This is a genomic window from Rhodoferax ferrireducens (assembly GCF_003347515.1).
Lineage (GTDB): Bacteria > Pseudomonadota > Gammaproteobacteria > Burkholderiales > Burkholderiaceae_C > Rhodoferax.
On the sequence record NZ_QEII01000322.1, the window covers coordinates 113,269 to 126,861 of the forward strand.

The following is a 13,593-nucleotide window of genomic DNA, read 5'->3' on the forward strand; positions in this document are numbered from 1 at the left end:
TGGGGCAAGAACCCAGGTGCCAATGACAGCCGCAGGGTGCAGCGCCAATAGGGAAGGCGGGTAACGACCGCAACGCCTGAGCAGACTCAGGGGCGCTCCGACGAGCGCGCTTTGGCCGAGGCCAAGATGCGGGATCAGTGTGACCTTATTGAAAGGAGGGCGCGAGCGTTTTGGGTGAATCGCCAGCACAATCGTCGAGAAATACGGAGGACTTCGGGTGGCAATTGCTTGGCTGGAATGTTCGCCGGTGGTAAGTCGCGAGAACGGAGGCGTATTTGGGGCTTCTGGTACATTCGAAAAAAAGGGGGCTAAATGGAACTGGTGAACTTGCAGTTGTCTCGTGTCGTAATTCACGAGGTTTTTCAAAGGGCCGACGACAAGAAAAAAATCCCGCCGGTGTACGGCGATTCAGTTGAAAACCTCGACCTGGAAGCGATGGACGCACTCCGCAACAGAGTTGTTGCCGCGATGTCCAGTCCTGCTCGGTGCATTCAGATGACTATCGAGAAAACACAAGTCGGTAGCATGTGCTCGTTCGCCTCAACGCTCGTGGACGCGGACGAAGCGTTGTACATCCAGCAATCGCGGGGTGTGGCTGACCTTCTGGCTGATGCCCAGAAGTTTCGTAACCTTCCAGGCGGGATTGTTGTCGTTTTTGTAGGAACTGCAGGCGTGCCTGCCAGACGGCTGATGGGTGTCATCAAAGCTGAAGTGCACAATGGGTTCACACGCGAACAGCAGCAGCAGGGTGGGCTCGCATTGAAGTTCCTGAAGAACTTGCTTCTTACCGCGCAGACAAAGTTGTACAAGATTGGACTCTTTGTCGAGTCGGATCCTGCGGCCGCAGGCGGGTTGCCTGCTGGCTGGGATGCCTACATTTACGATGAGACGCTGACCCTTGCCAACCGATATGGCGCAGCGCAGTATTTCTACGAAGGATTTCTGGGTTGTCAGTTCCCGCAATCCAGCGCTCGTCAGACCAAGCAGTTTCATGATTTGACCAAGAGTTTCATTCGTTCGATGAGTATTCCCGAAGAGGAGCGCGCCGTGTTGCACAACGCGCTGGTCACGTATCTCAAGGCGGACCAAACACCTACAGTCAGTGTTGCAGATTTTGGTCAAAGCTATTTCGCTGAAGGTGAGATTCGGGACGCTTATGGCACGCACATGACGACCGCTGATTTCCCCAACACGGCCGTAAATAAAGACTTGGCTGACGTGAATGTGTCACTGCGCCTTCGGAAGCTGACGTTCAAAAATCAGATTAAGGTGACCGGGCCGGCCGAAGGCTTCGAAGACCTGATGAAAATTGACATCATCGATGGAGTGCCACCGGGACCCAACGGGCCTCCGAGATGGACCATGCTAACGGTTAAAGCAGATATCGCGAACCAGGAATGAACGAAGCGGAATTTCTCGCGAAGTGGCAATCCGAGGAGCCCATCTATCGGGCATGGGGTAGCTTCGTGCAGGAAGAAATCGAACGTACTTTGCAAAACACCAGTCCATCTGTTGATTTGCAGTCCTTTCTGAAAATTCCGCCACAACCGCGGCTGAAAACGGTTGACTCATTGATTGGCAAGGCCTTTCATAGAGGTAAACCGTATCAGGACCCGTATGCCGACATTGAGGATAAGGTTGGACTTCGCTTCGTGGTTCTTCTGACGGCTGACATCCTCAAACTGAAAGATGTCATAGAGTCATCGGATCGTTGGTCGTGGAGTCTTGACAAAGATTTTGAGGCTGATCGTGATTCTCGTCCGATGGAGTTTGCATATCAATCCAAACACTATGTGTTGAAAGCGGCGTCTGATACACAGACTGCTGGATTGGTCGTTCCGAAGGGCACGCCGTGCGAAATTCAGCTTCGCACGCTTTTGCAACATGCGCACTCTGAACTCACGCACGACAACATTTACAAACGCGATCCCGGCACCGAGATAACCAAAAAAATCGAACGAACGGTTGCCAAGAGCATGGCGTTGATTGAGGCGGTTGATGATTTCTTCGCACAAGTTCTGGATGAGCTGGAAAAGTCCAGCGAAGCAGAAAGAAATGCGTTGACAGACTTGTCTCAACTGTATGTTCAACATGTCGGTAGGACTGCGCACGTTGATAAATCGAATGCAATTGTTCTGCACGCGTTCAGGGACCAGCTTGGAAATACGTTTCGCCCCAGATTGGAGGCGCTACTTGCGTCGAAGCCATTCATTGCTGAGCGCATACGGGATCGTTTTGGAAGTCAATATACGTTTCGCCAAGCTTGGATTCTTCTCGCCTATCTTGTGGTATCGGAAATTCCAAATGTCACTGCGGAGCGGTGGCCACTGACGGTTCAGGAGATTGAGCCGGTGTTCACAGACATGGGGAAAACCATCACGTAGCTTGGGTGACATTGGCGACCACGGGCGTTGACCCAGAGCCAGGGCCGCGAGTCAGCTCAGGTGCAGATTCACCAGCCGCATCATGGGCTGAGTTAGGGTCTTTTTGGCTTCTGTCGCGAGCTGCACTGTTCGACCGCCGGTAAAGCGCAGTTCGCCTTGCTTATCGTCGAACCACAGCAGCCCCTCTTTGAATGTCCGTTGCCGTTGCGGGCCATCGGCCATGTCCACGAACTGAAGCACCGTGACGGTCGTTTCCTGTATCCACAGCCATTGGTACACCGTGGTTTTGGGTGTATCTGCTGGCAGGTCCAATCGCTTGATCTCCGCGAGATACCCTTGTGGTGCCGAAAACAGGAGCAGGACTTCGTACAGCGGTGGCATGGATAGTGACGGCGGGGGTGGAGCGGAAAAAATACGTTGAATTCGGGTTGAAATTTGGCGCACGATTTTCCGTGGGACATGGCGCGATGCTATCGCACAGTGGGCTTGAAGAACGCGCAGCGCATGAGATTCTGAAGGCATGGGCAGCACGTCGCTGGTCCCTTTTTAACCCTTCAGGAGTCTCCATGAAATTCTCGAAAGCCGAAATCGAAGCCGTCATCGAAGCATCCCCCCGCACCACCATCCCCTTCAACAAGTTGATCTTGTCGGTGACCTACCAGGCGCGCCCGGCTGGCAGCACGTCGAAGTTGAGCATCGCCGAACTGGCAGCATCCATCAAGGAAAGCGATGTCCTGCAAAACCTGATCGTTGTGAAGGGCGCACGCGGTCTATTCGAGGTTTGTGCAGGCGGTCGCCGTCTCGAAGCACTGGCCCTGCTGGTCATGAACGGCGACATTCCCGACAACTACCCTGTGTCCGTGTTGATCGTGCCCGCCGACAAGGCCCTGATCGCTAGTCTTGCGGAGAACTGCTTCCACATTCCCATGCACCCGGCTGACGAATACACCGCCTTTGCCAAGCTGACGGCCCAGGGCAAGTCGGTTGAAGACGTAGCAGCAGCCTTCGGTGTCACGCCGTTGGTGGTCAAACGTCGCATGAAGCTGGCCACGGTCTCTCCCCAACTGATGGCTCAGTTCCGGGAAGACAAGATCGGTCTGGACTGCCTCATGGTGCTGGCCTCGGTGGATGACCACGACAAGCAGGAGCAGACCTGGGCCGGTGTGCCGACCTGGAATCGTCGCCCCGACTACCTGCGCCAATTGCTCACACAGGGCGAGATTGAGTCTGACCGCGACCCGGTGGCCAAATATGTGACCGTCAAAGCGTATGAGAAAGCCGGTGGCACCCTGCGCCGCGACCTGTTCAGCGACGACGACAAGAAAGCCTACCTGCTGGATGCAGCACTGCTGGAGAAGCTGGCGACCGACAAGCTGCAGAAAAAGGCCAAGCAGGTCGCCGCTGATGGCTGGAAGTGGGTTGATGTCCGTGTCCGCTACAACTACGATGAATTCGTCAAGTACGGCGCACTGCGTAAAATCCGGCGCGAGCCGACCGAGCAGGAAGCCGCCGGTATCGCTGAGCTCCAAGCCAAAGCGACAGCGCTGTATGACCAGATGGAAGCCCTGGCCGAAGCAGAATCGGATGAGAGCGATGAAAACGTCGAATACGACAAGCTCGAAGCCGAGTTTGAGAGTTTGCAGGCGCAGATCAAGGCACTGGAAGACACCCTCAGCGTCTGGCCCGCCGACCTGATGGCCCAGGCCGGGTGCGTGGTTTATGTCGGCAGCGACGGCGCAGCGGCCCTCAAATGCGGCTTAGTTCGCCCCGAAGACCGCAATGACATGGTGCAGGCGGCGCGGCTGACAGGCGAGGGTGGTGACGATGAATCTCTGGTGTCGCTGCCCTCACCCAAGACCCGACCCATCCATTCCGACAAGCTGATGCGCCGACTTACCGCCCACCGGGTTGCTGCAGTCCAGGCCGAACTGATTGACCGACCCGACGTGGCGCTGGTCGCGATTACGGCCCATCTGGCCGGGAAACTGCTGATCGACAGCTACCGCCGCCACTACGGCAGCGACGATGTTTTGACGGCGAGCGCGACCAACACGCATGCAAGCCTGCCATCCGAAGCTGATGACATGAAGACCAGCGCCGCTTGGCAGAAGATGGATGCAGAGCGCGCAACCTGGGCGGCACGACTGCCGGAATCGGTGGATGCAATCTTCCCGTGGGTGCTGGCGCAGGAACCCATCACTGTGCAGCAATTGCTGACCTTCCTCATTGCTTCGACCGTCACCGGTGTCTACGGTGTGGAGCGCAGCAAGCAGAGCATCGATGCGCTGGCCGTAGCGCTGGGGCTGGACATGAGTAAGTGGTGGTCTGCCACTGGTCCATCGTATTTCAACCACGTGTCCAAGGGCCGCATCCTGGAGGTGGTAACGGAAGCCGTCGATGCCAATGCGGCCAGTCCGCTGGCCGCACTCAAGAAGGATGCGGTGGTGATGGGGGCCGAGCAGACAATAGTGGGCACGGGCTGGTTACCCACCGTGCTACGGGTCGGGATGCCTGAGAAGGTCAACCCGTCTGGAGATAGCGACGAACCGCCTGTGACGCATGGTGAAGAGCATGTGGAACCGGACGGCGCAGCACAGCGGGCGCAGGAGCCCGCATTGGCCGGGTAAACGGAAGTCGGCGGGCAGCAACCCTGCAAAGGGTTGCCTCAGTGGTCTGACACGAGAGCGTGTCAGACCATGAGTTTTGAACTGTAGCAACGGAGGTTTCAAATCATGCAGAGAAAGTGGAACGTGTATGTGATCCGGGAAGGCCGGTCGCAGTACATCGGTGAGGTGAACGAATCCAGAGAGGAAATGGCCCGGTGCGCCGCGCTGTCCCGGTTCGGTGTCGGCGAGGACGAGATCGACGCCGGGGAGGCTCCGCCGCGCTGCGTGGCGATCTACCCCGATGATGACTTCGAGGTGTCGCCCGCAGCATAGGGGGACGATCTCAATAGCCGTGGTGCACCATAAGTGCAAAATTGGTGCATAATTTGGTTGACAATTCGTTTGAGAGGAAAATATGCACACCGCAACCCTTCAGGTTTCCCCAGCCTTGAGTCACGGTTTCGATGGTTTCATCGATTTCCTGCGCGACCAGGAAACGGGGGCGTCCACGTTGTCGCCGAAGCGATTCGGCGACGTGCTGAGCATCGATATCCAGACGCTTGCCACCCAGGCCCATGTCCATCGCAACACGATCAGCCGGGCACCGGCATCTGAGAGCGTGCAGAAATTTCTGCGCGAGGCGCTGCGCGTGATGCGCGCGGCCCATGACCTGTCCGGCGATGTCACCCGTGCCATCTTTTGGTATCGCAACGAGCCCTTGCCCCCGTTTGGCTACAAGACAGCAGAGCAACTGGTATCGGAAGGGCGCACCGAGGATGTTCTGCGTTATGTGGAGTCGCTCGAAGCGGGTGCAGCAGGATGAAGCTGACCGCGTTGGCCGATGTCACGGCTTACCGGATGCAAGTGCCCCGATGGGCAGTCGCGCCAACCAGCGGGGCGGGGGCGGCCAAGCATGGCGGGAGAGCCAACCGTCCCGGCGTGGAGGCCCTTTATCTGGCGCTGGAGACGGAAACAGCGGTTCGCGAATACCAGCAAGTTTCCACGTTGTTGCCGCCCGGCACGTTGACGAGCTATCAACTGACGGCTGCGCCGGTGGTCGATTTCACTGCGGGCTACAGCGCGTCTGTGTGGCCCCCCATTTGGGAAGACTTCTACTGCGAATGGCGTGAACTGTGGTTTAACCAACGTGTCGAGCCGCCAAGTTGGGTCGTTGGGGATATGGTGATTGCTGCGGGGGCGAAAGGTATTTTGTTTCCTTCGCGTCTGGCCAAGGGCGGAACCAACCTGGTGTTATTTACCCAGATGCTGGCTGTGCCGGATGTGTTGGAAGTTTTTGATCCAGGAAAGGCACTGCCGCAGACTCAGGCCTCCTGGTCTTAAGTGGAATGGCTAGCGAATTGGATTCGCCAGTTGTCTGGTGGGCCGCTGGCATGCAGCAATCCCGGACCAGTTCACTCATCTTGCCAGTTTCGGTGGGGGCCGTTCTCACTGTCATGGGCTGTCTCCGAATCACTGAACTCCACTGATACTGCTGGAGTGGAGTGTCTGCAATACGCCGATCAATGTCATCGACATTCGCAGTCGCGAGCTATCGGGATCGGAACCAACGTCAGCGTCAGCCATCGGTCACGCGTGGTCAGTCGCTGCTCAATGAGTTGGTTGCAGCGTGTGTCGAGTCCAAAGATTGTGGTGGCTGAGGGGGCCTCATCATGTAGTGCTCCTCCGCAACGATAATATGTTCGACACTGCTCTTGAGAAAAGTCTCGATTGACTGATCCTAATTATGGCGCAGCAACACATTTCACGTGGTTCTGTACAGGACTTTTTGAACCCAAAACGATAACTAGGAATTATGAGATGCGATTTGAACGCGAAAGTGAGTGGGCGGGCGGGCGGCGCATTCTTACCCACCAGCCCGTTCCTGGCCGTTTGCTCCGTCGCAACGAAATATCAATGCGACATTGCCATACCCAATGTCACGGGAATCGGCGACGTGCTGATGTACACAAGAGTCGTAGAAGAACTAGCCATGCGGAAGGGCCGTCCGCTCAACATCCTGACGGGACGGATGGTGCCGATAGATGTCGGAACTGTGGACGACGAAGAGGCTTACCCGATATGGAAAGCAAATCCATTCGTAAACAAGATCGTGGATGCGCAGGCCATCGCACCGGGGCTTCTGCAGGAGATCAATGCAGTCCACGAGAACCATTGCCAGTTTGGCCACATGATTTCCAACATCTGTGCGGAGTACGGGCTGGTTCCCAGGATGCTACGGCCAAGCCTTTATCTAACGGAAGCCGAATGCCGGGAAGCGCTGCTGAGGCTTGCAGACCTTCCCCGGCCGATACTCTGCGTGCACCCTTACGGCACCAGCTCTCCGATGGAAAACCATCCCTGGTACAAACAGGAATGGATAAAGCTGATCGATGAACTGCCATCGGGTTTTTCGGTCGTCGAAGTGGGCCTGCATCCCCAGGAGAACAAGTCGCTTCCGACAAAAAGATTCCGGACGACTCTGCGCCAGATGATGGCAATCGTTTGGGCATCTGATCTGTTTGTGGGATTCGACAGTTCCGTGGCTCATGTTGCGACGGCCTTCAGCAAGCCAGCGATGGTTCTGTGGGACCCCATTCGCAAAAATGAAATTGACGAACGGGTGCAGCCAGGCTTTGGACCCGCCGCGTTTTCCCGTTGGAGCTACCCACAGAACAGGAATGTGATGCTGCTCGGTGAACGGAACGGAGAAATCCGAAAGCTCGCCCTCAGCTGGATTGGCGAGTTCCATCGTTCAATAGGCACCTAAAACCAATTCAAGGTCTCCACATTTCGCGTACCGATTGCCGTTCGCCCTTGATCCGCCCGGTAAAAGCAGTTCGGGCCGTAGGCAACTGAGAGCCAGTTCACTCATCCCCAACCTGGGCGCAATCGTCGCGATGTTTCCCAATATTTCGAAGAACACGCCGCAATATTCTGGAGGACTGCCTGGCTTGAAAAGCGGTGACTGTTCGACGGCCAACTTCTTGGCAGCATCGCGACACTCATTGAGGGCCTTTGGCACTAACCGCGTCATGCGCTCAACTGCCTCAAGCAATTTTTCAAACTCGTCGATGAAGGCAGTGAGGCGCGTCCTGGCTTGGTCAAGATTTCCCTCCAGAAAGGAAAGAAGCAGCAAATCGTTGAGAACCGGCAATTCGAATTCGTTCAGGTGGTACAAGTTGACCAAGGTGGAAGTCCGCTCTATCCATTGACGGGCATTCACTAGGTCGCCTGCTCGTAGATAGAGGGAGCCTCGCAGCAAACTAGCCCGAGTCAGGACTTCTGAAAATCTGTTTTGCGAAGAAGTCGTCCACAGCTGGCTAAAGGAGTTCAGATCGAGCTCGCCTCCCATGTGGAGGCTTTCCAAAACAAGTATGTCAAGTACGTTATATGAGCGCTGACACTCATCGCTCGCTAGGTCGACGCCTTGGCGGAAAAGGGAAAGCGCAGTATCAGGTTCAGCATGCGCGTAGAGGGCACCCATCTCCGAACAAATGACAGCGCCCTCATTTTCCCGAAGGCCTTCCCCGATGTAGTTAAACGCCAACTCCGAAAACTCGAATCCAGCTTGGGGATATCCAAACCGGGCACAGAAAAGTACCAACCTGTTAACTATTGAATTGAAAGTGACCGGTGTTTGACGGCGCTTTAATACGGCTATCGCATTGTTGAGGAATGCCAGCGGCTCCATCAGTTCAAGGTCAATACCGATGGCGCGCCGGTAGGCATCCGTGGCGATTGCTTCCGCGAAGCTGAAATCCCCTGTCGCTATCTGCTGAGCTTCATGGGCAAGTAGGAGATAACGCTGACGTGCAACGAGCAGCGAATCGGAAACCCATTCCGCCCAAGCCAAGCCACTCATCAAGTCGAGCCGCTCTTCAGCGTTGGAAGACTTGGGCAACAGGGCAAGAAGTTGGGCCAGGAAGGACACGAGATGCCCGTAGTCGCTGGCTTCCTTGGCGGCTTGGACGCCCAATCGTAGTTCCACCTCCAAGGCAACGCGGTCTGCTATCACCGAAAAAATTCGCGCGCGCAGGTATCGAATTTGGAGCTCATTTTCTTTGTTCACGGCCAAGACAAGCCTATCCGCAATCTCCCTAGCGGACACAACGAACCTCTGATCTTCTCTCGCCACCGAAATCATCGCGGTTCGCAGCAAGTCGTGGCGAAACACGATCTCCCCGTCAGGACGCCAATACCCGAGGTTGCCAGCATCCACCGCCAACTGGATCGCGCGTAACCGCTCAGGAGAAATGCTTAAAGCTTCCAGGATGAATGATTGACTCGTCGCACTGTCGGTCACCGCAACCAATCCCAATTGGGTCGCCACCATATTCGCATCGTCGCCAAAGGTTTTCTGAAGCCATGTGCGCATCCGGTCTTCCAGGATGAGTGCGCCGCTGACTGGAAGCGTGTCGGAAAGAACTTGCGCTGGTTGGCTAATAGAAAGTCGCGGCGGATTGCCTCGATCCCACACAACGAAGCCAAGGTCGAGCAGACGACACAGGTAGGATTCCAGGAAGAGCGGCAGTCCCCCAGTTCGTTGCATCAAACACGCCGCGATCTCCGGGGTGACGTGGCGAAAAATCTTTGCCGCCGTGGCCGACAGCTCACCTTGGGTCAATGGGACCAACGGCTTCGTCAGCAACACCCGGCGAATTCTCAGCTTGATCTTTGTGACCAGCGACTTGATTGCTTCGTTAAGGGTTGCATCGGGCTGGCGATACTCCAGGACGAGCCGTACGCCGCCCCAGCCCGCGTCATTGAGCGCAACGACTAGCGCCCATATCTGATTTGCAACCTGCGCATTCAGGAGCTGGCAGTCTCGCAATACGATCACTCTTGGTCCCATGCGGATGGCGACTCGGGCCAGCAGGCCCACGTTGGCTTCCAAGTTGCCGGCATCCAACTCATCGGAGAGAAGCACCTTCTGGACAGCCTGAGCAACCTCCTGAAAGCTTTTTTGATGTATGGAGGGCGTGAGGCACGCGCGGAGCAATGCGGCTAAAAGGTGTCCTTGATGCTCATCGGTGACAGTGAACGACACGACATCGAAGCCATACTTTGTCCGCAGCGCTTCAGCCGCCCGTTCGACGAAATGCGTCTTGCCCACGCCAGCTTCTCCGTCGACCAGCACCAGTCTATGCAACCCGGACGGGCCAATCTGCCGACACATGTCACCAATCTCTTCTTGACGCAGTTCCGGTAGCACTGCAACGAAGCCTTCCACGCGGAGCTCACCAACTGGAATCCGTTCCTCCATCACACCTGAAGAGATTTTCAGACTCGCGCGATAAATCTGATCAGCATCCAGACACGCCGTGTCGATGAGATAGGTATGTCTCGTAGCGGCAGACTCGTCATGTTCAATCGAACCTGCCGCTGTCCAACTGCCTTCTGGGATACCGACAAGTTCGATATCGCCAACACGCTGGCTCGGGTACTCCAGGACTACCAGCAATAAACAACCCTTTCGAACGAAAATTTGCCGGTTGGACTGCGCAGATGATGCAATCTCGGTCTCTGAGAATCCAGAACATTCGGTCATCCACCACGATACCTTGGCGTTTTCATCTCCTCGCTCGGAGCCACCCTCATTTCCTTTGTGGATGACCGTCGCGCTCAAGTTCAGCAGGTTATCGGTCTGCCAATGGCGAAAGACGATGGACCTGAATATCGGATTGCCATGGCCCCCGACGTCAAATAGTCTGGACGCGTAGTTCGATATCGGCTCCGCGCATGGTCTGGTGCTCTTGGGGCTTGCAATATTGCCTCGTCTATAACGTTTGAGCCGTGGCAGGGGTCGACCTTGGAGCGAGGTATTTCAGCAGCCTGCTAAGAGCAGTTTCAGTTTGAAAAATGAAGAAAAACTGTTGACCGAACCGAGAAGTTTTGCGTGCAGGATTTTTCAGTGCAGTTCGCACGAACAATAGCCGCCAATCAGGCAGCATCAGGAGGAAAGCAATGGTCAGCCCAAAAGTTCATTTATTCGTGGATAACTCAAACTTAAAGGTCGAAGGTGCTCGACTGGCATATGCGAAGCGGATCAACGGGGGAAAGCGCAGTAAGCAAACCGACGATAGCTACGAGATCGACTGGGGTAAGTTCATACACCTCGTCAAGAGTCGCGGAGATCGACTCTTGGCGCAGGTTCCTGTACTTTATGGTTCGCGCCCTCCGCCTGACGATAGCGTTTGGCAGCAGATACGAAACGAAGGTTTCGACGTCAAACTTTTTGATCGCAATATTCGCGACAAAGAAAAGGGAGTTGACATGGAGATGGGAATGGACGTCGTGGAACGATTCTTCGAAGTCAATCCACCAGCAACGATGGTAATAGCGGCCGGGGACGCAGACTTTAAGGGGATGGTTGAACGAGCCAAGAAAAGGGGATGGGCCGTTGAGGTGTGGTTCTGGGGTAATGCTGCTGTTGAAATGCAAAACGTGGCTAACTATTTTGATATCGACAAGGCTTTCGACTATCTCAAAAAAGGCGGTGGAGTTCCCCTTCCCCCAAAAATGTAGAGAAAATTATGGCGACTATCCCCTCCACACTTCCATGAACAGGTATCCTTGAGTGCGGCAATGAAATGCCTGCCTTTGCAGGGCAATTGCACCTAAATTGATAGCAGAAATCCATGTTGCCAAGCCAAAAGTGAGGAAACTATAGGCTTCTCATTTTGGAATATGGATTGCTGATGATCGAAAGTGCAGGGACCAGCCTGCTGGAGCACTTGGGCAGAGTCCCCGATCCCCGGGTCAAACGCACGCGGCGCCACGAACTGATGGATATTTTGGTGATCGCGTTGTGTGCCGTCATTGGCGGCGCTGATGATTGGGTTGAAATCGTGCAATTCGGCAAAGCCAAGAAGGACTGGTTCTCCACATTTCTGAAGCTACCCAATGGGATTGCCTCGCACGACACCTTTGGTCGGGTGTTCCAGATCCTGGACTCCCAGGTGCTCGAACAAGTGTGCATTCAGTGGCTGCAAAGCATCGCAGGCCAGGTTGAGGGCGTGGTGGCCATTGATGGCAAAAGTCTGCGCGGCGCGCGCTGTGGCAAGCAGTCCCCGCTGCACATCGTGAGCGCCTGGGCGTGTCAGAACAGCATGCTGCTGGGACAGGTGCAAACGGACAAGAAGTCCAATGAAATCACCGCCATCCCCGAACTGCTGAAGCTGCTCAGCATCCAGGGTTGCATCGTCACCATTGATGCCATGGGCTGTCAAAAGGCGATCACAAAAGCCATCATCGACAGTGAAGCCGACTACGTGCTCAACCTCAAATCCAACCATCGCCATCTGCATGGGCAAGTGGCTTCGTGGTTTCAAGAAAACCATGAAACCGACTTTACCCAACAAACGTACAGCTACAGCCTGGAGAACGCACAGAGCAACAACCACGGGCGCATAGAAAGCCGGGAGCTTTGGCTCATGGAGGTGCCAGAGCATTTGAAGCGGGCCACCAAGTACTGGACGAAGCTGCAAACCATCGCCATGGTGCGGCGCACGCGCCAGGTAGGCGAGGAGGCGCATTACTACATCAGCAGCCTGCCACTGAGCGCAGGCGCGCAGAGCATTGCCAAAGCGATCCGCAGCCACTGGGCGGTGGAGAACTCACTGCATTGGTCGCTGGACGTAGCCTTTCGCGAAGATGCCAGTCAGGTGCGCAAAGACGAAGGGCCTGCCAACCTGGGGTGCCTGCGCCGCGTGGCGCTGACGCAACTCAAACGCGAGACAAGCCTGAAAGTGGGCATTAAAAACAAGCGTAGTCGCGCGGGCTGGGATCCGGCTTATATGGCGAAGGTGCTGGAGATAGAAGTGCTATCAATTTAGGTGCGATTGCCCTGCCTGCCTTTGCCCGTGATGAAATCGAAGTTCTCCTCTGAGGAAAACCAGCTGTCCATCAGCACGAAGCGAAACTTCAAGGTGTTGTGGATACAGGTTTCAATCATCTCGCGCATCGTTTCGTTCTTGGTCTTGTCACTTTTGCGTTTGAGTTTTCTGGTCGCGATGTCGCTGTACTGAATCGGTTTCTTCACCAACTCAAACGCCACCGGGATGGAGACTCCATTGCAGTAGTACAGCGCGTTGAGTAGGTTAATCCCTCTGACGGTACGACTGCTGCAATGATCAAAGTGCCAACACATCAGCTCGCTCTCATCGGTCCAGGCTTTCTCTTGAATCGTGTCATCAAAAATCAGCACGCCATCCTCACGTTTTACCGATCTGACGGTCGGCTTGACTTGTTGCCATAGGTCCTTGGACGTGTATTCTTGTGCCGATAAAAACCGCGTGATCTGGTCATGGCTTACGTCACCGTCGACCATCGCTGACAAGCCAGTCGCCGTTGCAGCACCAAATAGTCCGTGTACAAATCAAGGTCAGCTTTATTCATCCGGGGAGCCTATCAGGGGGCGGCTGCGTAACATCAGTTAATAACCACCGTTGCTTCGACAGGGGCCTCGAAAATTATGTTACTCATAAGTCAGTAATATAGGAGACAGAAGGGTGGCGAAAGAATGACTTCACCAATGCATTGTCATTTGCGATATTTTGCAGTTGCTCATCAACACGATATTGCAGCTTTTCACCCGCCTTCAA

11 protein-coding genes and 2 pseudogenes are annotated in these 13,593 nt (G+C 55.3%); 9 read left to right on the top strand and 4 right to left on the bottom strand.

The features are described 5' to 3' along the window. Window positions 1–312 precede the first annotated feature (312 nt). Both C5P05_RS29765 and C5P05_RS29770 read left to right on the top strand, forming a co-directional pair. Window positions 313–1,401, top strand: a complete 1,089-nt coding sequence (locus C5P05_RS29765; RefSeq protein WP_114973487.1) for a nucleoid-associated protein — start codon at window positions 313–315, stop codon at window positions 1,399–1,401. Further along, entirely contained in the window at window positions 1,398–2,384 is a 987-nt protein-coding gene (locus tag C5P05_RS29770) for a GTP pyrophosphokinase (protein WP_114973488.1), read from the top strand. Before C5P05_RS29765 ends, C5P05_RS29770 begins: the two co-directional genes overlap by 4 nt. 51 nt (window positions 2,385–2,435) lie before the next feature. On the opposite strand, the gene C5P05_RS29775 is transcribed toward C5P05_RS29770, so the two are convergent. Next, the gene (locus tag C5P05_RS29775) at window positions 2,436–2,765 is read right to left on the bottom strand and encodes a hypothetical protein (RefSeq protein WP_114973489.1); all 330 of its coding nucleotides are present in this window, start codon (window positions 2,763–2,765) and stop codon (window positions 2,436–2,438) included. A gap of 185 nt (window positions 2,766–2,950) precedes the next feature. Here C5P05_RS29775 and C5P05_RS29780 point away from each other — a divergent pair, with 185 nt between their 5' ends. The 5 genes from C5P05_RS29780 (at window position 2,951) to C5P05_RS29800 (ending at window position 7,757) form a co-directional block, all read left to right on the top strand. Further along, complete coding sequence (locus C5P05_RS29780) at window positions 2,951–5,011, top strand: ParB/RepB/Spo0J family partition protein (RefSeq protein WP_114973490.1); 2,061 nt, start codon at window positions 2,951–2,953, stop codon at window positions 5,009–5,011. Window positions 5,012–5,116: 105 nt separating this feature from the next. Next, window positions 5,117–5,323, top strand: a complete 207-nt coding sequence (locus tag C5P05_RS29785; protein WP_232834719.1) for a hypothetical protein — start codon at window positions 5,117–5,119, stop codon at window positions 5,321–5,323. Between the two features lie 82 nt (window positions 5,324–5,405). Further along, on the top strand, window positions 5,406–5,813 hold the full coding sequence (locus C5P05_RS29790) for an MbcA/ParS/Xre antitoxin family protein (RefSeq protein ID WP_114973492.1): 408 nt from the start codon (window positions 5,406–5,408) through the stop codon (window positions 5,811–5,813). Beyond that, window positions 5,810–6,331: an RES family NAD+ phosphorylase gene (locus tag C5P05_RS29795; protein ID WP_114973493.1), complete on the top strand. Its 522-nt coding sequence runs from the start codon at window positions 5,810–5,812 to the stop codon at window positions 6,329–6,331. The genes C5P05_RS29790 and C5P05_RS29795 overlap by 4 nt, the downstream gene beginning before the upstream one ends. A gap of 484 nt (window positions 6,332–6,815) precedes the next feature. Beyond that, on the top strand, window positions 6,816–7,757 hold the full coding sequence (locus tag C5P05_RS29800) for a glycosyltransferase family 9 protein (protein ID WP_157979486.1): 942 nt from the start codon (window positions 6,816–6,818) through the stop codon (window positions 7,755–7,757). On the opposite strand, the gene C5P05_RS29805 is transcribed toward C5P05_RS29800, so the two are convergent. Then, on the bottom strand, window positions 7,743–10,616 hold the full coding sequence (locus C5P05_RS29805; RefSeq protein ID WP_157979487.1) for a hypothetical protein: 2,874 nt from the start codon (window positions 10,614–10,616) through the stop codon (window positions 7,743–7,745). The two genes, C5P05_RS29800 and C5P05_RS29805, sit on opposite strands and share 15 nt — an antisense overlap. Before the next feature lie 338 nt (window positions 10,617–10,954). Here C5P05_RS29805 and C5P05_RS29810 point away from each other — a divergent pair, with 338 nt between their 5' ends. Together C5P05_RS29810 and C5P05_RS29815 are read left to right on the top strand one after the other, a co-directional pair. Next, window positions 10,955–11,515 carry an NYN domain-containing protein gene (locus C5P05_RS29810; RefSeq protein ID WP_114973496.1) on the top strand — a complete coding sequence of 187 codons (561 nt, stop codon included), beginning with the start codon at window positions 10,955–10,957 and terminating at the stop codon, window positions 11,513–11,515. A 173-nt stretch (window positions 11,516–11,688) separates the two neighbouring features. Continuing rightward, on the top strand, window positions 11,689–12,825 hold the full coding sequence (locus C5P05_RS29815; RefSeq protein WP_157979488.1) for an ISAs1 family transposase: 1,137 nt from the start codon (window positions 11,689–11,691) through the stop codon (window positions 12,823–12,825). Window positions 12,826–12,839: 14 nt separating this feature from the next. Here the strand turns inward: C5P05_RS29815 and C5P05_RS29820 are convergent. Then, window positions 12,840–13,387 (bottom strand): annotated as a pseudogene (locus C5P05_RS29820) (transposase); the annotation flags it as partial. An 83-nt stretch (window positions 13,388–13,470) separates the two neighbouring features. Continuing rightward, window positions 13,471–13,593 (bottom strand): annotated as a pseudogene (locus tag C5P05_RS34790) (IS630 family transposase); the annotation flags it as partial.

Bases quoted from the DNA above. Each gene is read 5' to 3' on its own strand.
- C5P05_RS29765 (WP_114973487.1), top strand. From the start codon at position 313: ATGGAACTGGTGAACTTGCAGTTGTCTCGTGTCGTAATTCACGAGGTT.
- C5P05_RS29770 (WP_114973488.1), top strand. From the start codon at position 1,398: ATGAACGAAGCGGAATTTCTCGCGAAGTGGCAATCCGAGGAGCCCATC.
- C5P05_RS29775 (WP_114973489.1), bottom strand. From the start codon at position 2,765: ATGCCACCGCTGTACGAAGTCCTGCTCCTGTTTTCGGCACCACAAGGG.
- C5P05_RS29780 (WP_114973490.1), top strand. From the start codon at position 2,951: ATGAAATTCTCGAAAGCCGAAATCGAAGCCGTCATCGAAGCATCCCCC.
- C5P05_RS29785 (WP_232834719.1), top strand. From the start codon at position 5,117: ATGCAGAGAAAGTGGAACGTGTATGTGATCCGGGAAGGCCGGTCGCAG.
- C5P05_RS29790 (WP_114973492.1), top strand. From the start codon at position 5,406: ATGCACACCGCAACCCTTCAGGTTTCCCCAGCCTTGAGTCACGGTTTC.
- C5P05_RS29795 (WP_114973493.1), top strand. From the start codon at position 5,810: ATGAAGCTGACCGCGTTGGCCGATGTCACGGCTTACCGGATGCAAGTG.
- C5P05_RS29810 (WP_114973496.1), top strand. From the start codon at position 10,955: ATGGTCAGCCCAAAAGTTCATTTATTCGTGGATAACTCAAACTTAAAG.
- C5P05_RS29815 (WP_157979488.1), top strand. From the start codon at position 11,689: ATGATCGAAAGTGCAGGGACCAGCCTGCTGGAGCACTTGGGCAGAGTC.